This is a genomic window from Bradyrhizobium sp. CCBAU 53415 (assembly GCF_028128735.1).
Taxonomy (GTDB): domain Bacteria; phylum Pseudomonadota; class Alphaproteobacteria; order Rhizobiales; family Xanthobacteraceae; genus Bradyrhizobium.
This window is the reverse complement of record NZ_LBJF01000027.1, coordinates 284,712-305,051: the sequence shown is the minus strand read 5'-3', so window position 1 is coordinate 305,051 and position 20,340 is coordinate 284,712. Positions and strand designations below refer to the sequence as shown.

At 64.5% G+C, this 20,340-nt stretch carries 18 protein-coding genes and 1 pseudogene; 9 read left to right on the top strand and 10 right to left on the bottom strand.

The genetic code is table 11. From position 1 onward, the window contains the following. Positions 1 to 42 precede the first annotated feature (42 nt). From XH87_RS36660 to XH87_RS29670, 3 genes and pseudogenes are all read right to left on the bottom strand, one after another. A pseudogene (locus tag XH87_RS36660) lies at positions 43 to 519 on the bottom strand (TRAP transporter small permease); the annotation flags it as partial. 148 nt (positions 520 to 667) lie between these two features. Next, positions 668 to 1,669 carry a DctP family TRAP transporter solute-binding subunit gene (locus tag XH87_RS29675; protein ID WP_035715235.1) on the bottom strand — a complete coding sequence of 334 codons (1,002 nt, stop codon included), beginning with the start codon at positions 1,667 to 1,669 and terminating at the stop codon, positions 668 to 670. 197 nt (positions 1,670 to 1,866) lie between these two features. Continuing rightward, entirely contained in the window at positions 1,867 to 2,637 is a 771-nt protein-coding gene (locus tag XH87_RS29670; RefSeq protein WP_035715232.1) for a methyltransferase domain-containing protein, read from the bottom strand. 142 nt (positions 2,638 to 2,779) lie between these two features. Here XH87_RS29670 and XH87_RS29665 point away from each other — a divergent pair, with 142 nt between their 5' ends. Beyond that, a complete protein-coding gene (locus XH87_RS29665; RefSeq protein WP_271589964.1) occupies positions 2,780 to 3,523 on the top strand; it encodes an SDR family NAD(P)-dependent oxidoreductase in 744 nt (247 codons plus the stop codon). A 166-nt stretch (positions 3,524 to 3,689) separates the two neighbouring features. On the opposite strand, the gene XH87_RS29660 is transcribed toward XH87_RS29665, so the two are convergent. The 6 genes from XH87_RS29660 to XH87_RS29635 form a co-directional block, all read right to left on the bottom strand. After that, on the bottom strand, positions 3,690 to 4,307 hold the full coding sequence (locus XH87_RS29660; protein ID WP_271589963.1) for a DsrE family protein: 618 nt from the start codon (positions 4,305 to 4,307) through the stop codon (positions 3,690 to 3,692). 24 nt (positions 4,308 to 4,331) lie between these two features. Next, positions 4,332 to 4,880 carry a hypothetical protein gene (locus tag XH87_RS29655; RefSeq protein WP_271589962.1) on the bottom strand — a complete coding sequence of 183 codons (549 nt, stop codon included), beginning with the start codon at positions 4,878 to 4,880 and terminating at the stop codon, positions 4,332 to 4,334. Between the two features lie 77 nt (positions 4,881 to 4,957). Beyond that, positions 4,958 to 5,995: a TAXI family TRAP transporter solute-binding subunit gene (locus XH87_RS29650; protein WP_271589961.1), complete on the bottom strand. Its 1,038-nt coding sequence runs from the start codon at positions 5,993 to 5,995 to the stop codon at positions 4,958 to 4,960. 64 nt (positions 5,996 to 6,059) lie between these two features. Beyond that, the gene (locus XH87_RS29645; protein WP_271589960.1) at positions 6,060 to 7,694 is read right to left on the bottom strand and encodes a hypothetical protein; all 1,635 of its coding nucleotides are present in this window, start codon (positions 7,692 to 7,694) and stop codon (positions 6,060 to 6,062) included. 341 nt (positions 7,695 to 8,035) lie between these two features. Next, positions 8,036 to 9,136 carry a calcium/proton exchanger gene (gene cax, locus XH87_RS29640; RefSeq protein ID WP_271590910.1) on the bottom strand — a complete coding sequence of 367 codons (1,101 nt, stop codon included), beginning with the start codon at positions 9,134 to 9,136 and terminating at the stop codon, positions 8,036 to 8,038. A 334-nt stretch (positions 9,137 to 9,470) separates the two neighbouring features. Further along, entirely contained in the window at positions 9,471 to 10,532 is a 1,062-nt protein-coding gene (locus XH87_RS29635) for an isocitrate/isopropylmalate dehydrogenase family protein (protein WP_271589959.1), read from the bottom strand. A 171-nt stretch (positions 10,533 to 10,703) separates the two neighbouring features. Between XH87_RS29635 and XH87_RS29630 the strand changes: the two genes are divergently transcribed. Continuing rightward, on the top strand, positions 10,704 to 12,092 hold the full coding sequence (locus XH87_RS29630; protein WP_271589958.1) for an MFS transporter: 1,389 nt from the start codon (positions 10,704 to 10,706) through the stop codon (positions 12,090 to 12,092). A 4-nt stretch (positions 12,093 to 12,096) separates the two neighbouring features. Here the strand turns inward: XH87_RS29630 and XH87_RS29625 are convergent, their stop codons facing one another. After that, entirely contained in the window at positions 12,097 to 13,701 is a 1,605-nt protein-coding gene (locus tag XH87_RS29625) for a B12-binding domain-containing radical SAM protein (RefSeq protein WP_271589957.1), read from the bottom strand. A gap of 339 nt (positions 13,702 to 14,040) precedes the next feature. Here XH87_RS29625 and XH87_RS29620 point away from each other — a divergent pair, with 339 nt between their 5' ends. From XH87_RS29620 to soxA, 7 genes are all read left to right on the top strand, one after another. After that, on the top strand, positions 14,041 to 14,490 hold the full coding sequence (locus XH87_RS29620; protein WP_271589956.1) for a (2Fe-2S)-binding protein: 450 nt from the start codon (positions 14,041 to 14,043) through the stop codon (positions 14,488 to 14,490). 11 nt (positions 14,491 to 14,501) lie between these two features. After that, positions 14,502 to 16,688 (top strand): xanthine dehydrogenase family protein molybdopterin-binding subunit, encoded by a 2,187-nt coding sequence (locus tag XH87_RS29615; protein ID WP_271589955.1) that lies wholly within the window; start codon positions 14,502 to 14,504, stop codon positions 16,686 to 16,688. A gap of 126 nt (positions 16,689 to 16,814) precedes the next feature. Then, a complete protein-coding gene (locus tag XH87_RS29610) occupies positions 16,815 to 18,086 on the top strand; it encodes an NAD(P)/FAD-dependent oxidoreductase (protein ID WP_271589954.1) in 1,272 nt (423 codons plus the stop codon). Between the two features lie 267 nt (positions 18,087 to 18,353). Then, positions 18,354 to 18,725 (top strand): sulfur oxidation c-type cytochrome SoxX, encoded by a 372-nt coding sequence (gene soxX / locus XH87_RS29605; protein ID WP_271589953.1) that lies wholly within the window; start codon positions 18,354 to 18,356, stop codon positions 18,723 to 18,725. A gap of 4 nt (positions 18,726 to 18,729) precedes the next feature. Continuing rightward, positions 18,730 to 19,197, top strand: a complete 468-nt coding sequence (locus XH87_RS29600) for a SoxY-related AACIE arm protein (RefSeq protein ID WP_271589952.1) — start codon at positions 18,730 to 18,732, stop codon at positions 19,195 to 19,197. Continuing rightward, positions 19,197 to 19,514, top strand: a complete 318-nt coding sequence (gene soxZ / locus XH87_RS29595) for a thiosulfate oxidation carrier complex protein SoxZ (protein WP_158667926.1) — start codon at positions 19,197 to 19,199, stop codon at positions 19,512 to 19,514. The genes XH87_RS29600 and soxZ overlap by 1 nt, the downstream gene beginning before the upstream one ends. Continuing rightward, a complete protein-coding gene (soxA, locus tag XH87_RS29590; RefSeq protein ID WP_271589951.1) occupies positions 19,511 to 20,293 on the top strand; it encodes a sulfur oxidation c-type cytochrome SoxA in 783 nt (260 codons plus the stop codon). The genes soxZ and soxA overlap by 4 nt, the downstream gene beginning before the upstream one ends. Positions 20,294 to 20,340: the final 47 nt, after the last annotated feature.

Genomic DNA, 20,340 nt, shown 5'->3' with positions numbered 1-20,340 from the left:
ATGGTGCGGCAGCTCGCCGGTGCGATAGAACGACCAGGCGACCTGGAGGAAGCGGAAGCACATCAGGCCGGAGCCGAGCGGGATGGTGAGATACACCATCCACATCGGCGCTTCGAGATCGTTGGATTGCTGGCCGGTCTGCCACATCTGGCCGACGAAAGCGGCGCCGAAATAGGCGACGATGGCGGTGAAAAGCGCGCCGCACAGGAGGCCGAAGGTGATCACGCGCCGGCGCGACCCGCCAGGGAGGATATTGACCAGCACGTCGACGCCGACATGGATGCCGGTCCGCACGCCATAAGCGGCGCCGAACTTCGCCATCCAGATGAACATGTAGATGCAGAGCTCCTGCGCCCAGGACAGGTCGAGACTGGCAAGCCAAGTGAATGTCGCGCGCGCCGGGACGGCCAGGAAGGCGAGGTTACGGGCTTCCGCCCATTTGGCGATGTCGATCGACAGCCCGGCGCCGTAACGGTGCAGCACGGCGACGAAGATGAGCGACGTCGCAGCCGCGATCATCGTCGCGATCAGCCATTCCTCGAGATGATCGAGAAAACGATTCAGCACGCGCAGCAACTTGGTCCCCCCGGATTGGATCATTCAAGCGCAACGGCCGGGAGCGCGATCACCCCCGACCGTTGGTAATGTTCTTGTTGGGCCGCAGCCGTCAGTTCATCTTGACGTCGAGTTCCTTGGAAATGAGGTCGAGCACCTCCTGCCCGACCCGGCCCTTGGCCCATTTGTAAGTCGGATGCATCGCTTCCTGCCAGGCCTTGCGATCGGCGTCGGTCAGTGAATGGAGCGTGGTCTTGCCCGACTTCTTGATCTCGGCGAGCGCATCCTCGTTCTCTTTTCGAGCGATCGAGTTCGTGTAATCGGTCGCCTCGGACATTGCCTTTTCGAGCTGACCGCGGATATCGGCCGGCAGACCGTCCCAGAATTTGGAGTTCACGATCACGGCGTATTGCAGATGCGCGTGATTCGAAACGGTGATGTCCTTCTGCACCTCGTAGAATTTCTGCGTGAGGTAGTTAGACGGGGTGTTCTCGCAGCCATCGACCACGCCGGTCTGCAGCGCCTGATAGACTTCCGAGAACGCCATGATCTGCGGGATCGAGCCGACATTGCGGAAGTACTGGTCGGCGATCTTCGACCCGGAAATGCGGAACTTGAGCCCCTGGAAATCGGCCGGCTTGATCAGCGGCTTGTTGGCCGAGACCATGTGGAAGCCGTTATCCCAATAAGCGAGGCCTCTGATGCCCTTGGCCTGGAGCTTGTCGAACAGATACTTGCCGAGCGGGCCCTTCATGGTGGCGGCATAGGTATCGTCGTCCTTGAACAGCCAGGGCAGGTCGAGCGCCTCGAACTCCTTGACGCCGAGCGGCGCGAATTTCGCGGTCGAGGGCGCGAGCATCTGCACCGAGCCGAGCTGCAGCGCCTCGATCTCCTCCTTGTCCTTGTAGAGCGTGGAGTTCGGGTAGACTTCGACCTTCACCTTGCCGTCCGTGTATTTCTCGGCGAGTTCCTTGAACTTCAGCGAGCCCTTGCCCTTCGGGGTGTCGTTGGCGACGACGTGGCTGAACTTGATGACAATAGGACTCTGGGCTTGGGCGATGGCTGGAGCCAAGAGAACAGCCGCGGTGGCGACCGCAGCAAGCAGCGTGCGCATGAAGGTACCTCCCAATAACTCTGAAATCAGCTTCTTTTTGTTTTTCAGGTCAGTAGTGGCAGCAATCCGCCAGCCGAACAACTAGACCTAAGCCCAATTTGCCGCGGCCAAGCTAGCTTGGCGACCGCCGTATGCGCAACCCGGCGTCCGTGCGTGTCCAACGGAACGAGCGCTTATGCCGCAATGCGGCAGTGCAATCAGCCTTTGCGCTGGGCAACCATGAAGAGGCGTCGGAACGGGAACAGGGTCTGCCCGGCCGCATTCTTCGGATAGGCCTTTGCGACCCGCACCCCATAGGCGGCTTCGAACGCGGCCTTCTCATCACCCTGCAGCACATCGAGATAGCGCGTCAGCCACGTCCCCTTGGTCCATTCCTTCACCGGGTTCTCGCCTTCGAGCACCTGCAGATATTCGGTCTCCCAGATGTCGATATTGGCCGACATCGGCGCCAGCAGATCGTGATAGAAGGCCGGCCCCTCGACCGGCGGCGGGGTGACGAGATGCTCCAGCTTGGACCGCCACGGACCATCCAGCGCGGTCTCGCCGATCAGCACATGCGAAGGCGCGAGAAAATTGCGCGGCATCTGCACCGCAAGCATGCCCCCACGCGTCACTTTCTCCATCAACGACGGAAACAGTGCCGCATGATTGGGCAGCCAGTGCAGTGCGGCATTGGAATAGATCACGTCGTACTGCCTGGCGGGACTCCAATGGCCAAGATCCTCATGCGACCATTCCACGTCCGGCGCCGCCTTGCGTCCCGCAGCCACCATCTCGGCCGAGCCCTCGACACCGGTCACGGTTGCGGTCGGCCAGCGCTCCCTGATCAATTTGGTCACATTGCCCGCGCCGGCGCCGAGATCGGCGATCGCTCGCGGGGCGAAATCCGGAATCCGCATCAGGAGATCGACGGCGGGCCGTAGCCGATGGCCGGAGAACTTCAGATATTGCTGCGGATCCCAGACCATCGTTTCAGCCATTTCTTTTTCGTGTTTCCTTCGCCAGAGCTCTTGGTTACCACTGCTCGTCTCGGTTCGGCAAATCGCCGCACTCGGGCCAGGGCAGGAAACGAACAGCAAAAGCGCAAAGCAACCAGGAGAGCGTGTCACCATGGACCTCGGGCTCGAATCGAAAACCGCCGTCGTCACGGGCGCCAGCATCGGCATCGGCCGCGCCATCGCGAAGGGCCTGGCTGCCGAAGGCGTGCGCGTCGTCGCCGTGGCGCGCCGCACCGACCTGCTTGCCGAACTGGCGCAAGAAGTCGGCGGCGGGATGGTCACGCCCCTCGAGCAGGACGTGATGGCCAAGGACGCCGCGGAGAAGATCGCCGCCTTTGCACTGAAGGAACTCGGCCATGTCGACATCCTCGTCAATAATGCCGGCGGCAGCCGTCCCCTCCCCGTCGATGCGCCCGACAGCAAATGGGACGAGGCGATCGCGCTCAACTTCACCAGCTACCGCCGCATCGCGCATGCACTGCTGCCGCAGATGATCGAACGCAAATGGGGGCGTATCATCAACATCACCGGCAAGTCCGAGCCGGAAGGCCTGAACGCCGCTTTCGCCGCCAAGGCCGCGGTGCACGCCTGGGCCAAGGGCCTGTCGCGCGAGATCGGCGAGCACGGCATCACCATCAACTGCATCCCGCCGGGCCGCATCATGAGCGAACAGATCCGCCGCAACTACGCGCCGGATTATCGCGAGCGCTTTGCCGAGGAGGAGATCCCGGTCGGCTATTGGGGCGAGCCGGAGGATCTGGCGGCACTCGCCGTGTTTCTGGCGTCACCGGTGGCGCGATACATCACGGGGACGGTGATCCCGGTCGATGGGGGCCTGAGGAGGTATCAGTTCTAGAGCGTTTTCGAGCGAAGTGGACACCGGTTCGCGTGGAGAAAACGCGTCGAAACACAAGAGTCTAGAGCCCCGTTCCGATTCCATCGGAACGGAAAAGGCTCCAGGAGTAAGCTCCTGAATCCGATCGGCCGCCAAACGCATGCAGTACCCGGTTTGCGGCCGGACTTCACGGTTTGACGTAGCTCCAGCCCTGTTCCTGCAGTTCCATGACGCGGACGACACCGGATTTGACGACCGTGGCCTGCGGAACCAGGCTTATGTCCTTGTTCTCGGCCTTACGCATGTTTTCCTGCGTGTTGCCGCAAGCCTTGAAGGAGATTTCGGGATGGCTCATCGCCAGGACCTCGATGCGCGGCTTTACCGGCGAGGTGTCTTCACGCAGCATGTGAAGCCCGGGACCAAAGGTGACGACCTCGATCGACACCGGCTCGCCGAGATCGCGGTAGTATTGCGCGACGTTGGTCGCATTGTTGAGTGCGAGGTTCATCATCGCAGGTTCGTTGGAATTGACCTGCAATATCAGCCGATGCGGCTTCCTGGCGACCTCAGGTCTGGTCATCTGAGCCAGCGCTCTCTCGTTCGCAGGGTTCCGCTTGCCGGTGTGATTCTGCCCCGGTTTGCTCGCCTGCTTGGGCCTGCTTGAATATTTCGGATTGCTCGCCTGGCCCTTCGCACTCGCCTGCGGGATCGACTGGTTGTCCTGCTGCGCCTGCGCGTTTGGTCCGGCCAGAAGCAGCATCGCCAAGCCGATGATGACTGCCATCGCCAACTTTGAATTGATCATCTCGTTTCTCCCGTTCCCTGACCGTTACCGTCCTGGTCTGGCGACGGCATGCGGCCATTTGCATGCAGCCCCCACTTTTTCGCGCACGTTCTTGAATCCGCCGAGCGGGAATTGTCCCTCTTGCACCACGCCGGTGCGGATGGAGAGACGCACGACGATGTGACCGTCGTCGGGTAGCGACCTCAGCAACTGCACGACGTCGCCGCCGAAAGCAACGCCGGAGCCGGATGACGGCGAGACTGCCGTGAGTTGCATTGGCTGCTCCGCATTGAGCTGAAAGGAGACGGCGTATTCGCTGGCGCTGCGCGACACCGCAGGTCCTGCGACTACGACTTCCGTGCGGCCCTTGCGGCAGTGGATCGCGAGTTGCATCGAGGCACCATCCGAGCCGCCGACGGAAGAGGTGGTGGCGGTGACGATCGGTGAATAGTCGACTGGCGAGGTAGTCTCGCTGATCAGCCAGCCATCGTCTGAGACCCGCCGCCCGGGCGGTGGAATCTTGCGTGACAGATCCTGCAGACATTCCAGCCGGGCTTGCCCCTCCATCGCCGAACAGGCCCGAAGTGTTTCCATGGGATCGCTCGTGTTTTGCGCGTAAGCGATTCCGCAGGCCACAAAGAATGCGACGGCGAGCGGAGGACCCGCACGCTTCATGGCCGCGCCTGCGCACTGCGCGCCTTGCGATCCAGCCAATCCTGCGCGGCCTGGAAGCGGGTGAGCCCTGGCACGGTTGCCGCGAGATTGATCGACTGCCATTTCGGATCGAAGCCCGGCGCCTGCAGCCGGTCGATTCGCGAGAACAGATACTCGACAAGGCGGGCCACGCGTTGATAGCGATTCGAATGTTGCGGCCAGTTGAACGCAACGAGCGCTGTCGGCACCGCGATGGTCGAGATCCGCTCGCCTTGCCTGATCAGATTGGGATACTCGTTGGCATCCAGGGTCGCGGGCAGATAGTAGTCCTCGAACTTCCTGTCGTAGTTGACCGGGAGGAACTTGAATCCGGCCTCCCAGCGGCCCTTTACGAAGGCGTCGACGGGTTTCGAGGTAATGAATACGACGGCCGACATCTCGCCTTTGCGCATCCGTTCCAGGGCCACCTGATGCGGAATGAATGTCTTGTCGACATCGATGCCGAGACGGCTGAAGATCAGTGGTCCCGAATAGGCGGCTGCGGTGCCCAGGGTATTGAAGTTCACCTTCTTGCCGGCAAGATCCTGCAGGCCTGTGATTTCAGGCCGCACAAAGATGTGCAGCTCGGATGGGAAGAGATTGAGCAGATACGTGATGCGGCTTCGGATCTGCGGTGCCTGGACCTTGTACTCTTCGAGCGCATCGGAATTGATGATGGCGGTGTCGACGCCACGCAAATACAGCAGCGCATTCAGATTGTCGGTGGCCCCCCGCGTGACGATCGGCAGAAGATGCAGGTCCGCTCCGTCGTCGACGACGCGAGCCATTTCTGCGGCGAGGCGGATCGGTGCGCCCTCGAGCAGACCGCCGGCGAGCCCGACCGTCCAGGCGTTCATCCGGTCCTTTTCATTCTCTTGCGGGAGCGACCTTCGGACGAGCTGAGCATCGGTCCTGGTATTTCTCGCCGTTTGCGCTTCCAAGGAGGTCGCCTGAAGCATCATCGCGGCCAAACAGGTGAGCAGGAGCAACGAGAGTGACTTTGGCGATCTGTTCATGTCGTTTCCCTTCCGAATCTGCCACCGCAACCTCTGGTTCCGCAGGACTGCAACAAGTCCACTCTCAGCGCTGCAGCGCATCCAGCCGTTCCTTTGCTTCGCGAATACCGCCCCGGTGTGCCTTCGCGTAGAGCTCTCGCGCCTTGGCCGCTTCACCGCGCGTTCCGTAGGTCCCCCAGGCGGACAGAACCGCCGGATCGTAGGTCTCCGCGAGCATGAAACTTGCCTGCGCAATGTCCTTCTCAGCCGCGAGCTCGAGCACGATCCGCGCCGCACCGATATTTCCCTGATCGAGCAACGCCCTGGCGCGCGGGATCAATCGTGCCTCCGCCTCGTTTCGGTTCGCGGCTGTCAGCGGCTCCGCGACAGCCGCTTCCACGCTCGGCGTCGCCGGCAAGATCGAGCCTACATTTGTTTGCTCCACCTGGAGGCGCGCATCGGTTGGGGCCGATGCCGATGCACGGTCCTTTTGCCTGGCTTCGGTCCCGCTCCGCTCCTGTTGCAGCGACTGCCGCAGTTCGGCAATCTCCCGGTTCGCTGCCTGTCTCTGCTGCGAGATCGCATCGTTCGCCTCGCGCAATTGCACGTTCCGGGTTTCGATCTCACGGCGCGTTTCCGCAAGTTCCCTCGCCTGCACGGCCGCATGCGCCCGGGCCTCTTCGAGAGCGCGACGTTGTTGTTCGGCATCGGCCGCTGCCGCTTGCGCTGCTTTGGCCTGGGCGACGAGGTCGGCGTTCTTCTGCCGCTCGTCTTGCAAGGACTGCCGCAGCTCCGCAACCTCCCGCCCTACTGCCTCCTTCTGTTCCGAGGCCGCAGCTTCCGCCATGAGCGATCCACGAGGTATTCCGGCGAGTTCGCTCGCGAGCGCGGCGGCGCGTGACTGCGCCTCGTGGCGGTCTTGCTCAGCGCTCGCCGCTGCCGCCTGCGCGGCGTTCGCCTGCTTCTCGAGGAGGCCGGCTCTTTGCCGCTCCTGCTGCAGGGACTGCCGCAGTTCCGCGATCTCCCGCGCCGCCGCATCTCTCTGCTGCGCGGCCACATCGTCCGCGCTGCGGGATTGGGCGTTGCCGGCGTCGATCTCGCGGCGGGCTCCGGCAAGTTCGTTCGCGAGCTCGGCGCTGTGGGCTTGCTCCTGTTGGAGTGATTTCCGCAGCTCCTCCGCGGCGATTTCCGCCGTGTGCGTGCGCTGGACTGCCTCGTCGAGCTCCCTGTGCGCCTCGGCCAGCTCGTTGGCGGGCGCTACAATGCGCGGCGCGTCTTCGTCCAGCCGCTGGCTTGGTTGCACCACGCTTGCTGGCTCCGCCTGCATCAGGGCTTGGCTCGCTTCGCGCTGAAGGAGCGCTAGCGAACCGGTCGCGATTTCCGGCCGCTGATCCAGGCTGAGGGCGCTCCCGCCGCCGATGCGCGTCATGTCCGGTTGCGCCGTGAACGGTGTGAACACCCCGAGCAGGGAAGCCCCGACGAAGATGACGGGGATCAGAATTGCAGCCGCCACGAGCGAGCCGCCCGATCGTTCGTCTTCCGGATCGACATCCTCCATCGCGGGATGCCAATGGGTGGGCGCCGGATTGATTGGAGAGCCGTCCTGCCAGACCCATTTGCCCGCCTCGGGAGACCAGTGGCCGACCTCGGCAGCCCCGGCCGCATCTTCTACCCAGATGCCTTCTCCGCTCCTCGGTGCTGTATCAATTGGTCGGCGCATGCATCACGCCTCTCTCGACGGCAACCCAATGGAGTGGATGGCTCGGCCTGTTCGCATGGTTCAATGCTCGATCGGAAATCGGCAGATCGAAATGACGTCAGGCGGCACGCCGCCGCGATTAAATTTATTAAATATATAATAACTATATAGTTTTAACTATATGCTAAGTCAAATTAAATAATGGGTGCCAGAGATTCGCCGCTGCCGACGCCAGGTTCGACCACAGGTCATGGAGCAATGTCATCATCCCGCCTGCGGCTTCCCCGCCCCGCGGCTTGTCGGCGGGCAGCCATCCTCCGCCGGGTGAAATCAGAAGCCTCATGCCGACGAGCGACAACCCTTCATCCCGGGCCCGCCGGCGGGACGACATACAGCGTCAGCGCAAAGACCGCATAGATGAACAGCATCAGGGCTCCGACGAACCAGGCCGAGCGCCCGCTGGCGGTGATGAAGGCCGACGTGACGGTCGCGATCATCACCATGGTGACGGCGCCCGGCCAGAACTGCAGGTTCATCGGCGTGGGTCCCACGACATAGCTGAGCAGCACTAGCGCCGGGGCAACGAACAGCGCGATCTGGGAGGCGCTGCCGAGCGCGATGCTGATGGCCATGTCGAGCCGGTCCTTGCTCGCGGCGGCAAAGGCCACCGCAAATTCGGCGGCAGCGCCGACCAGCGAGACGACGATGAAGCCGACAAAGGCCGGGCTCATCCCGAAGGTCTCCGCCGCCTTCTGCACCGACTCCACGAAGATTTCGCTGACCAGCGCGACCAGCACCGTGACGACAAGCAGCGTGCCGACGGCTATTCTGATCGGCCAGTGCGCCTCCTTGGCGTCGCCATGATCAGAGCTTGCGAACAACTCCTTGTGCGTAACAAGCGAGAACAACAGGCCCAGCGCATAGGCGATGATGAGCAGGATTGAAATTCCGACGCTGAGCTTGTTCAAGATGCCCCCGCCTTGCGGCAGGTGCTCGAGATCGGCGACGGCCGAAGGCGCAAGCAGGGCAACGGTTGCCATCAGCAACAGGCCGGACGAGAGCCGCGCGCCGGCACGGTTGTACTCCTGCACGTGGTAGCGCAGGCCGCCGAGCAGCAGGCAGGCGCCGAGCATGAACACCGCGTTGGTGACGATCGCGCCCGCAATCGAGGCCTTCACGAGCATGTACTGCCCTGCACGCAGCGCGGTGATGGCGATGATCAGCTCCGTCAGGTTGCCGAGCGTGGCATTGAGCAATCCGCCCACGGCATCGCCGGTCTTCGCGGCGACCGCCTCGGTGGCATGGCTGAGCAGGGCCGCCAGTGGCACGATCGCGAGCACCGCCAGCACGAAGAGCAGCGTGTGGGAATGCGGGGCCACGGCCTCGGCCACCAGCACGATGGGCACGAAGGCCAGCATCCAGAGCAAAGGGGTATTCCGGATTTCCGTGAGCAGAGTCTGCATGTCGGCCGCCCCTTCCATGGATACGCTGATGGAAAGGTCCGGCGGACGCGCGCGGCGAGTATTGATCTGGCTCAACGTGGGCAGGGAGAGGCGCGACGTCGTGCGGGCTGAAGCGGACAGCGCGTGTGATGAGAACGCGCCGTGGCCTTGGACCCCATCGCTGCCACGATAGCATCCTGCCAGTGTTTTGCCCGACGGGTCAACTTGATCGCGGCCGGCGAATGTCGTTCCGACACGGCTCGAAAATCCCTTATCGATCAAGGGGCCTTCTACTGTGCATGGGGTTGTTTTCCGACTTTTTGTTTTGAGCCCAAGAAAAACGCGCCACCGCAGCTCACTCCGCCTGCAGGATCTCCGCAATCGCCGCCCCCGCCGCGATCGTGCCCAGCGTGCCGCCGACGTCGCGCGTTGCCCTGCCCTCGCGAAGCGCCTTCGCCACCGCGACCTCAATCGCACGCGCGGCTTCCTCGTAACGCACGGCACCGCTCCTTTCGCCGTGCCAGGCCAGCAGCAGGGCCGTCGACAGGATCAGCGACACCGGATTGGCGACATCCTGCCCCGCAATGTCGGGCGCCGAGCCGTGCGCGGCCTGCGCCATGGCGTAGCCGTCGCCGACATTGAGCGAGCCGCCAAGGCCGAGACTTCCGGAGAGCTCTGCGGTGAGATCGGACAGGATGTCGCCGAACATGTTGGTCGTGACGATCACGTCGAAGCGATCGGGGTTGCGCACCACATGCGCCATCATGGCGTCGACGAGGATGTCGTCGACCGCAAGGCCGGGATAGGTCTTTGCCGCCGCGCGGCAGATGTCGAGGAACATGCCGTCGCCGATCTTCAGCACATTGGCCTTGTGCACGATGGTCAGATGCTTGCGCCGCTTCAGCGCCAGACGGCAGGCGGCGTGCGCGATGCGCTCGCAGCACGCCCGCGTGATCCTTCGCAGCGAGATGACGACGTCAGGCGTGACCAGCATCTCGCCATTGCCCTGCTCCATGTTGCGGTCGGCGTAGAATCCTTCGGTGTTCTCGCGCACCACGACGAGGTCGAACTCGCCGAGGCGGTTGGGCCGCCCCTCATAGGTGCGCGCGGGCCTGACATTGGCGTAGAGGTCAAGACTGTTGCGGAAGTGCCGCGAAGGATTGATCTCGCCATGCGCCTCGTCCTTGAAGTCGAAGGTCGCGGTCGGCCCCAGGATCAGGCCATCGGCGGCGCGGACGATACCGAGCAGCTCTGGCCGCACGGTGGTGCCTGACAGCTTCAGGCTCGCGTGCCCGACCGCATGCTCCTCCAGCCGCAGATTGAGCTGGAAGCGCTCGGACGCCGCCCGCAGCACGCCCGTTGTCGCAGTCGTGATCTCCGGTCCGATGCCGTCACCGGGCAAAACGACGATTTGCATGACGATACCCTGACATTGCAGCAGCTCGCGTGAGCATACGCCAGCCCGAGGCCGCATCGCCTGACCTTCGTGCATGCACAGCATGCAAGCATATGCCTGTGGAAGACGGCCTGGCCGTAGTACATGCCGAAGGTCCCTATCGCGACGACGCCGGAGCAACGCGCCAACGCAATGACAATCACGTTACCTGCCGCCGCGCGCGAGCCTGACCACACCATTTCCGATGGCCTGCCGGCCGCGCAGCGGCGCTGGGCGATCGCCGCGATCTTCACCGCGCTGGCGATGGCCTCGCTCGACACTGCGATCGCCAACATTGCCCTGCCCGCCATCGCCGCCGATCTGCATGTCAGCCCGGAGCAGTCGGTCTGGGTGGTCAACGTCTACCAGATCGCGCTGGTCGCGACGCTGCTGCCGCTCGGGGCCCTCGGCGAGATCGTCGGGCACCAGCGCATCTATCTCGGCGGCCTGATCCTGTTCACCATCGCCTCGCTGTTCTGCGCGGTGGCGTGGTCGCTGGACAACCTGCTCGTCGCGCGCACGTTGCAGGGCCTGGGCGCGAGCGGCATCATGAGCGTCAACACCGCGCTGGTGCGCTTCGTCTATCCCGGAAGGATGCAGGGCCGCGGTTTCGGCCACAATGCGCTGGTGGTCGCGACCGCCTTCACCTTCGGACCCTCGATCGCCTCGGCCATCCTGGCGATCGGTCCGTGGCCCTGGCTGTTCGCCGTCAACATCCCGTTCGGCCTCGTCGCGATCGGCATCGGCTTTGCGATGCTGCCGAAGACGCCGCGCGCCGATCACGGTTTCGACTTTCTCGGCGCGATCCTCGCCGCCGCCTGCCTCGGCCTGTTCATCACCGGCATCGGCAGCGCCGCGCACAATCTGTCGCCGCTCGTCGTGGGCATCGAGCTGGTTTCGGCGCTCGCGCTCGGCTTCATCCTGACCCGCCGTCATGCCGACCATCCGGCGCCGATGCTGCCGATCGACCTGTTCAGCCGGCCGATGTTCGCACTGTCGGCGGCGACTGCGGTGTGCTCCTTCGCCGTCCAGGGCCTCGCCTTCGTTTCGCTGCCGTTCTATTTCGAGGACGTGCTCGGCCGCTCTCAGGTCGAGACCGGTTTCTTCATGACGCCCTGGCCGCTGGTGGTCGGCATCATGGCGCCGATCGCGGGGCGCCTCTCCGACCGCCACCCGGTCGGCCTGCTCGGCGGCATCGGCCTCGTGCTGCTCGGCCTCGGCATGGCGCTGCTCGCGACGCTGCCGGCCAATCCCGCCATCGCCGACATCATCTGGCGGATGGTGATCTGCGGCATGGGGTTCGGCTTCTTCCAGGCGCCGAACATGAAGGCGGTGATGTCGAGCGCGCCGCCGCACCGCAGCGGCAGTGCCTCGGGCATCGTCGCGACCGCGCGCCTGACCGGACAGACGACAGGCGCGGCGCTGGCCGCCGCCTGCTTCGCGCTCGCGGGACATGACGGCGCAACCCTGGCGCTCGCGCTCGGCGCGGGCTTTGCCGCGCTCGGCAGCGTGATGAGCTTCTTGCGGCTCGCGGTGAAGTAAGCCGTCAAGCCGCCGTCACGCCGACATTCGCCGGAACGACGGTCTCGCCGTCAAGCGCAGCCAGGCGCTCGTCGATGGCGGCGATGACCTTGCGCGAGAACGGTCCGAGATGCGCATAGGCCGCGATCATCTGCACCGCGATACGCGCGGACGAGGTGTCACGCTTGGCGCAATTCATGAAGGTCTGCCACAGCGGTCCCCGTGCCTCGGGAAGGGCGGTGACCACCTTGTGCACCGTCTCCATCGCCCCGAGCCTGGCGCGGATATCTCCTTCGGCGAGTTCGGGACGCTGCCTGGATCGGTCGAGCAGCGTCATCAGGCGGTCGACGCGTCCTGCATAGGCCGCCGGGCTGTAGGTGTGCTCCAGCACGCGCCTGTAATCCAGCAGGATGTCGCGCAACGGACGGACCGGATCGAAGTTGATGCCGGCCGTGCACTGATCGGCGCCGATGGTCGGCGCCACATCGTGGCCCGGATGCAGCCGGCCTTCGCGCTCGAGTCGGCGCGTGAGCTGCGTGTTCGGCAAGGCATAGAGCAGGCCGACCATGGCGACGGGAATCGCCGCCTCCTCGATGAATTCGATCATGGCCTCCGCCATCGAGACCTTCTCGTTGTCGAAGCCGACGATGAAGCCCGCGGTGACGAGCATGCCGGCGGCGTAGATCTTGTGGATGCTCTCGGCGATGTTGCGCCGCGTGTTCTGCTTCTTCCGCATCGCGACCAGCGTCGCCGGGTCGGGACTTTCGATGCCGACGAAGATGCCGAAGAAATTGGCCGCCCCCATCAGCTCCAGCAGTTCCGGATCGTCGGCGAGGTTGACCGAGGCTTCCGTGGAGAATTCGAAGGGATAGCCGTGCGTGCGCTGCCATTCGGCGAGCTTTGGCAGGAATTGACGCAGCGACTTCTTGTTGCCGATGAAATTGTCGTCGACGAAGTCGAGATGGCCGCGATAGCCCATCCGGTAGAGCGTCTCGAGCTCGACGAACATCTGCTCGACCGTCTTGGTTCGCGGCACGCGCCCGTAGAGCTCGATGATGTCGCAGAATTCACAGGTGAAGGGACAGCCGCGCGAATACTGCACACCGAGATAGAGATAGTCCTCGAACTTGAGCAGGTCGAAACGCGGCACCGGCGTCTTGGTGACGTCGGCCTGGAATTTCGGCGCGGTGAAGACGCCGGACCGCGCGCCGCTTTCCCAGGCCGCGATGAACTCGTCGATCACGCTCTCGGCCTCGCCCAGCACCCGGAAGTCGGCCCGCTCATAGATGTGGGGGCTCGAGGTGGGATCGGGACCGCCGACGACCACCGGCTTGCCAGCGGCGCGGCAGAGCTCGATCAGGCGAAGCGTATCGGCCTGCTGCGGCATCATTCCGCCGGTGAAGACGACGTCGGCCCAGGCGAGATCCTCGTCGCCGAGGGCTGCCGTGTTGCAATCGATCAGCCGGACCGTCCAGCTCTCGGGCAACATTGCGGCAACGGTGATCAGGCCCAAGGGGGCGGCAGGGCGTTTGACGCCCATCACTTTGCAGGATTCGCCAAAGCTCCAGAAGGACTCTGCCGAGAACAGCGGGTAGAGCATCAGCACGTTGCAGGGACTCGGCACGTTCATGGAACTCCTTTTGTGTCGACGCAGTGTACCAAAGTGCCGGCGTCTTGCATCCCGGCAAAAAGGACAAACTGTCGCCGCTCCACGGGACGCGACCCGGGCCTGGAACCGACCTTCACGGCCGGACGTCGCCTGAAGCCGCGGATTGGCGCCCAGAGGAGACGTCAACTCGAATCGATTAACGAAGGGATGAGGCAAAACAGCGCCGCGGTCCATACTCTCGCGCGGCCGGGCAATGCATCCCGGCTAGCCCGCGGAGTGTTGATTTGAACAGTTCCAGTTTGCCGGACAGATTGCGCCCCTGAGTTCAATCGGTGGATTGGGCCAATCAGGGGACTTGCGATGGCAAACCTAACAATCAACGGAAAACCCTTCACCCTCGACGTCGAGCCGGATACGCCGCTGCTCTGGGCGATCCGGGAGAATGCCGGCCTGACCGGCACCAAATACGGCTGCGGCATCGCACAATGCGGCGCCTGCACAGTTCACATCGACGGCGCGGCGATGCGCTCCTGCGGGATCTCGGTCAGCGAGGCCGAGGGCAAGAAGATCACCACGATCGAGGGGCTCGCCTCGGGCGATACGCTGCACAAGGTGCAGGACGCCTGGATCGCCCAGGACGTGCCGCAATGCGGCTATTGCCAGAGCGGCATGATCATGGCGGTGGCGGCGCTGCTGAACGAGAAGCCGAAGCCGACCGACGCCGACATCGACGAGGCCATCACGAACATCTGCCGCTGCGGCACCTTCCAGCAGGTGCGCGAGGCGATCCACATGATCGCAAGCGCGTAAGGAGCCGCCCCGTGAACAAGCACGTCTCGCCCAAGATGAACCGTCGTGCCTTCGTCATCGGCAGCGCTGCTGTCGGCGCGGGCCTTGCAATCGGCCTCGACATCCCCTTCGGCGGCCCCGCCGTGGTGCGTGCTGCCGACGGCTCGCCCGAGATCGGCGCCTGGGTCGTGGTCAGGCCCGACGACACCGTGGTGATCCGCATCGCCCGCTCCGAGATGGGCCAGGGCTCGCTCACCGGTCTCGCCCAGCTCGTGGCCGAGGAGCTCGAATGCGACTGGAGCAAGGTCACGACCGAATATCCGACTCCGGGCCAGAGCGTCGCGCGCAAGCGCGTCTGGGGCGATTTCTCGACCGGCGGCAGCCGCGGCATCCGCTCGTCGCAGGACTATGTCCGCAAGGGCGGCGCCACCGCGCGCGTGATGCTGATTCAGGCTGCCGCCGATGCGTGGAAAGTGCCGGCCTCCGCATGCACGGCCGCGAACAGCGTCATCACCCATACGCCCTCGGGCCGAACCACGACCTACGGCAAGGTCGCCGAGGCCGCGGCGAAGCTGACGCCGCCGGCGGATGTCAGGCTGAAGGATCCGAAGGACTGGAAGCTGATCGGCAAGGGCGTGAAGCGGCTCGACACCGTCGACAAGACCACCGGCGCCATGATCTACGGCATCGACGTCAAGCTGCCGGGCATGCTGAATGCCGCGATCAAGGACTGCCCCGTATTCGGCGGCAAGCTGAAGAGCTTCGACGAAGCCAAGATCGCCGGCATGAAGGGCGTCAAGAAGGTGGTCAGGGTCGGCGATACCGCGGTCGCTGTCGTCGCCGACACCTGGTGGCACGCCAAGACCGCGCTGGAAGCGTTGCCGATCGTCTGGGACGAAGGCGACAACGCCAAGGTCTCCAGCGCGTCAATTGCGAAATGGCTGGCCGAGGGGCTCGACGATTCGCAGCCGGCCTATGTCGGCAACAAGAACGGCGACGCCAAGGCGGCGATCGCCGGCGCCGCGAAAAAGGTCGAGGCCGTCTACTCCTATCCCTATCAGAACCACGCCACGATGGAGCCGATGAACGCCACCGCGATCTACACGGCGGACAAATGCGAGGTCTGGTGCGGCACGCAGAATGGCGAGGCGGCCTTCGCAGCCGTGCTGGAGGCTTCCGGCCTGCCGGCCGAGAAATGCGATGTGCACAAGGTGATGCCAGGCGGCGGCTTTGGCCGGCGCGGCCAGACCGACTATGTCCGCCAGGCGGTCATGATCGCCAGGCAGATGCCGGGCACGCCGATCAAGCTGTTGTGGTCGCGCGAAGAGGACATGGCGCACGGCAGGTATCACCCGATCACCCAGTGCAAGATGACCGGCGCGTTCGACGCCGACAACAATCTGGTCGCGCTGCACTACCGCCTGTCCGGGCAGTCGATCCTGTTCTCGCTTCGCCCTGAAGCGCTGCAGAACGGCATGGATCCCGTCGCATTCCAGGGCGTCGCCCAATCCGGCGACGCCGCGTTCGGCTATTCGGTGCCGAACCTTCTGATCGAGCATGCGATGCGCAATCCGCACGTTCCGCCCGGCTTCTGGCGCGGCGTCAACGTCAATCACAACGCGATCTACATGGAATGCTTCATGGACGAGCTGGCCCAGGCCGCAGGCCAGGACCCGCTCGAATTCCGCCGCAGGCTGATGGGCAATCACCCCAAGCACCTCGCGGTGCTCAACGCCGTCGCCGAGAAGATCGGCTGGGACACGCCGGCGCCGCAGGGCGTCTATCGCGGCATCGCGCAGGTCATGGGCTACGGCAGCTATGTCGCCGGCGCCGCCGAGATCTCGGTGACCGACGGCAGCAAGATCAAGGTGCATCGCATCGTCGCCTCCACCGATCCCGGCTACATCGTCAATCCGGCGCAGGTGGAGCGGCAGATCGCCGGCTCCTTCGTCTACGGCCTCTCCGCGCTGTTCTATGGCGGCTGCACCGTCAAGGACGGCAAGATCGAGCAGACCAACTTCGACACCTACAACTCGATGCGCATCAACGAGATGCCGAAGGTGGAAGCGGTGATGGTGCCGAGCGGCGGGTTCTGGGGCGGTGTCGGCGAGCCGACCATCGGCGTCGCTGCGCCGGCCGTGCTCAATGCGTACTTCGCCGCGACCGGCAAGCGCATCCGCTCGGTGCCGCTGCGGGACCAGAACATCACCTTCGCGTAAAGCATGATCCGGACCCGAAGGGCCGCGTTAGCGCAAAGTGCGAAGCGGTTTTCCGAAGAAGATCATGCTCGAACAACGACTCGCGGCGGCCATGCCGGCCGCCGCAGCATTGTCCGGACAGGCCTCATGAATGCGCCGGTGACACGGCGGAACGCCGTCCTCGGCATCGCCGTCGCGGCCACAACGCTCGCCGCACCTTCGATCCTGCGCGCGCAATCGGCGGGCCGCGTCGTCGTGGTCGGCGGCGGCTTTGGCGGCGCGGCTTGCGCCCGCGCGCTCAAGCGCGCCGACGCCAGATTGCAGGTCACCCTGATCGAGCCGAACAAGACCTACATCTCCTGCCCGTTCAGCAACGAGGTGATCGCGGGCCTGCGCGAGATCGAGGCGCAGCAGTTCGACTACGACAGGCTCGCCGCTACTGGCATCACCGTCGTCGCCCAGGCTGCAACGACCATCGACGCGCAAAAGCGTCGCGTGACCACGGGCGATGGCACCGCGTTTGGCTATGACCGGCTCGTGCTCTCGCCCGGCATCGACTTCCATCCCGAAGCCCTGCCCGGCTACGACGAGGCCGCATCGGAGACGATGCCGCACGGCTGGAAGGCCGGCGCGCAAACGCTTTTGCTGCGCAGGCAGTTGGAGGCGATGGCGGACGGCGGCACGGTCGCCATTGCAATCCCGGCCAATCCCTCACGTTGCCCGCCGGCGCCTTACGAGCGCGCCGGCCTCATCGCGCATTACCTGAAGACGAAGAAGCCGCGTTCGAAAGTTCTGATCCTCGACGCCAAGGACACTTTCTCCCAGCAGCGACTGTTCGAAAAGGCGTGGAAGGAGCTCTACGGCGACATGATCGAGCGCATCGCACTGTCGCAGGGCGGCCGCGTCACCTCGGTCGATCACGCGACGAGGACCATCGTCACGGAGTTCGGCAACTACACCCCTGATGTCGCCAATGTCATTCCGCCGCAGCGCGCGGGGCGCATTGCCGGGATCGCGGGCGCTGCGGATGCGACCGGCTGGTGTCCGATCGATCCCGTGACCTTCGAATCGAAGCTCGTCAAGAACATCCACGTCATCGGCGATGCCTGCCTCGGCGGCGGGATTCCAAAATCGGCCGCCGCTGCAAGCGCGCAGGGCAAGGCCTGCGCTGGCGCGATCGTCAACCTGCTCGCGGGCCGCGCGCCGGAGACGCCACGGCTCACAGGGGTCTGCTACAACATCGTCGCGCCCGGTTACGGCTTCTCGCTCGCCGCCAACTACCAGCCTAGGGGCGACATCTTCGCCGAGGTCGAGGGCGGCGCGACCAGCCCGGTCGACGCGCCGCGCGAATTGCGGGCCCGTGAGGCGACTGAGGCCGAGCGCTGGTTTCAGGCCATCACGGCGGAGACGTTTGGCTAGGACATGGTGAGACGAGCATGTCGCCATGACCGCGGTGCGCCCCCTTCCCCGCCTGCGGGCGAGGGATGGGGAGAGGGTGTCTCCGCTCGCGAGACCCCCCAAGAGGAAAGAACCCTCGCCCTCACCCTCGCCTTCGGCCCGACCTCTCCCGCAAGCGGGAGAGGTAAGAGGAGTGCGCGGCGACCTCAGCCAGTCAATCCAATATTCGCGATTGCGGGATTCGTCGCGAGCCTTGCCGTCGCCTTGCCCGCCCGAGCGGACGAGCTCTTGCCCTACGGAATAGTCGGCGACGGCATTCCTGCATCGCTCACAGGCTCCCCCGGCGATGCCGCGCGCGGACGCGCGCTGGTGCTTGCGCGCACAACGACTTGCATCCTCTGCCATTCCGGCCCATTTCCGGAAACCCGGTTCCAGGGCGACCTTGCGCCTGATCTCACCGGCACCGGGAACAGATGGTCGGTGAGCCAGTTGCGGCTTCGGCTGGTCGACGCCTCGCGCTTCAACCCGGACACCATCATGCCGTCCTATTACCGCACCGACGGCCTCGTTCGCGTCGGACGCAATTTCGCCGGCAAGCCGATCCTGTCGGCTGCGGAGATCGAGGACATCGTGGCCTTTCTTGCAACGCTTCGGGACTAGGTTCATGCCAACCACGCGACGACAATTCCTGAGCCTCGCCGGAGGCGTGACAGTCGCCGGCACGATGCCGATCGTCACGTTGCGGCCACTCGAGGCAACACCGGCGATGCTCAGCACCGCGATCCGCAACGTCGTCGGTGAAGCCCAGATTCACACCGGCAGGGTCAAGCTCGACATTCCGCCGCTGGTCGAGAACGGCAACACGGTGCCGATGACGGTGAGCGTCGCCAGCCCGATGACGGTGGACGACCACGTCAAGAGCATCCACGTTTTCAACGAGAAGAACCCACAGCCGAACATCGGCAATTTCCTTCTCGGCCCTGCCTCTGGCCGGGCCCAGGTCTCGACCCGGATTCGGCTCGCCGACACCCAGAAGGTGGTCGCGATCGCGCGCCTCTCCGACGACACGTTCTGGCAGGTTGCCGCCGACGTCGTCGTGACGCTGGCCGCCTGCACCGAGGAGATGAACTGATGACCGCCCTCATCAACGTTCCGGCAAAGGCCAAACGCGGCGAGATCATCGAGATCCGCACGCTGACCTCGCACATCATGGAGACCGGCTTCCGCCACACCGCCGACGGCAAGCTGGTGCCGCGCAACATCATCACGAGCTTCACCTGTCGTTACAACGGCACTGAGATTTTTCGCGCCGATCTGTTTCCGGCGATCGCGGCGAACCCATATTTGTCGTTCTTCGCGGTCGCCAAGGAAAGCGGCAAGTTCGAGTTCGAATGGATCGGCGACAGCGGCTATTCGTCCACCGCGTCGGCGTCGATCACGGTCGAATGATGTCTTGGCGCGCGATGGCGGCGGCGACATTGTTGGCCGCGGCGCCCCCCGCCCTGCTCGCCGGCGAAATCCGACCCGATGCACGACGCTCCGGCTATGCCTTCATGGGTCCGGACACGCGCGCCATGCAGGACGACGACACCATCAATCCGGGAATGCTGTTCGTGCTCGATGGCGAGGCGCTGTGGGCGAAGAAGACCGGCAGCGCCGACAAAGCCTGCGCGGATTGTCATGGCGATGCGCGCAGCAGCATGAAGGGCGTTGCCGCACGCTACCCGGCCTTCGACAATGCGCTCGGCCGTCCCGTCACGCTCGACCAGCGCATCAATCTCTGCCGGGCCAATCATCAGCAGGCGACACAGTTGCCCTACGAGAGCCGCGATCTGCTGGCATTGTCCGCCTTCACCGCCCACCAGTCGCGCGGCACCCCGATCACGGCCGGTGACGATCCGCAAGCCAAGCCCTTTGTCGAGCAGGGCCGCGCGCTGTACATGCAGCGCGAGGGGCAGCTCAACCTCGCCTGCACCAACTGCCACGACGACAATTTCGACAAGCGCCTTGCGGGCGCGCCGATCACGCAGGGACAGCCGACCGGTTATCCGCTCTACCGCTTGGAATGGCAGACGCTGGGATCCCTCGAGCGCCGGCTGCGGAGCTGCATGACCGGAGTCCGCGCCCAGGCCTATGACTACGGTTCGCCCGAGCTGGTCGCGCTCGAGCTCTATCTGATGTCGCGGGCGCACGGCCTGCCGATGGAGACGCCGGCCGTACGTCCCTGAAACAGGAGCGGCCGGGCCATCGCCCGGCCGCTCCGCCGAATTGAAAC

What these genes read in the sequence shown, in the direction of transcription:
- XH87_RS29675 (WP_035715235.1), bottom strand. Translation starts at nt 1,669, where the DNA reads ATGCGCACGCTGCTTGCTGCGGTCGCCACCGCGGCTGTTCTCTTGGCT.
- XH87_RS29645 (WP_271589960.1), bottom strand. Translation starts at nt 7,694, where the DNA reads ATGCGCCGACCAATTGATACAGCACCGAGGAGCGGAGAAGGCATCTGG.
- XH87_RS29625 (WP_271589957.1), bottom strand. Translation starts at nt 13,701, where the DNA reads ATGAACGTGCCGAGTCCCTGCAACGTGCTGATGCTCTACCCGCTGTTC.
- XH87_RS29650 (WP_271589961.1), bottom strand. Translation starts at nt 5,995, where the DNA reads ATGAACAGATCGCCAAAGTCACTCTCGTTGCTCCTGCTCACCTGTTTG.
- XH87_RS29620 (WP_271589956.1), top strand. Translation starts at nt 14,041, where the DNA reads ATGGCAAACCTAACAATCAACGGAAAACCCTTCACCCTCGACGTCGAG.
- XH87_RS29600 (WP_271589952.1), top strand. Translation starts at nt 18,730, where the DNA reads ATGCCAACCACGCGACGACAATTCCTGAGCCTCGCCGGAGGCGTGACA.
- XH87_RS29660 (WP_271589963.1), bottom strand. Translation starts at nt 4,307, where the DNA reads ATGATCAATTCAAAGTTGGCGATGGCAGTCATCATCGGCTTGGCGATG.
- soxZ (WP_158667926.1), top strand. Translation starts at nt 19,197, where the DNA reads ATGACCGCCCTCATCAACGTTCCGGCAAAGGCCAAACGCGGCGAGATC.
- XH87_RS29655 (WP_271589962.1), bottom strand. Translation starts at nt 4,880, where the DNA reads ATGGAAACACTTCGGGCCTGTTCGGCGATGGAGGGGCAAGCCCGGCTG.
- cax (WP_271590910.1), bottom strand. Translation starts at nt 9,136, where the DNA reads ATGCAGACTCTGCTCACGGAAATCCGGAATACCCCTTTGCTCTGGATG.
- XH87_RS29610 (WP_271589954.1), top strand. Translation starts at nt 16,815, where the DNA reads ATGAATGCGCCGGTGACACGGCGGAACGCCGTCCTCGGCATCGCCGTC.
- XH87_RS29665 (WP_271589964.1), top strand. Translation starts at nt 2,780, where the DNA reads ATGGACCTCGGGCTCGAATCGAAAACCGCCGTCGTCACGGGCGCCAGC.
- XH87_RS29630 (WP_271589958.1), top strand. Translation starts at nt 10,704, where the DNA reads ATGACAATCACGTTACCTGCCGCCGCGCGCGAGCCTGACCACACCATT.
- XH87_RS29635 (WP_271589959.1), bottom strand. Translation starts at nt 10,532, where the DNA reads ATGCAAATCGTCGTTTTGCCCGGTGACGGCATCGGACCGGAGATCACG.
- XH87_RS29670 (WP_035715232.1), bottom strand. Translation starts at nt 2,637, where the DNA reads ATGGTCTGGGATCCGCAGCAATATCTGAAGTTCTCCGGCCATCGGCTA.
- soxA (WP_271589951.1), top strand. Translation starts at nt 19,511, where the DNA reads ATGATGTCTTGGCGCGCGATGGCGGCGGCGACATTGTTGGCCGCGGCG.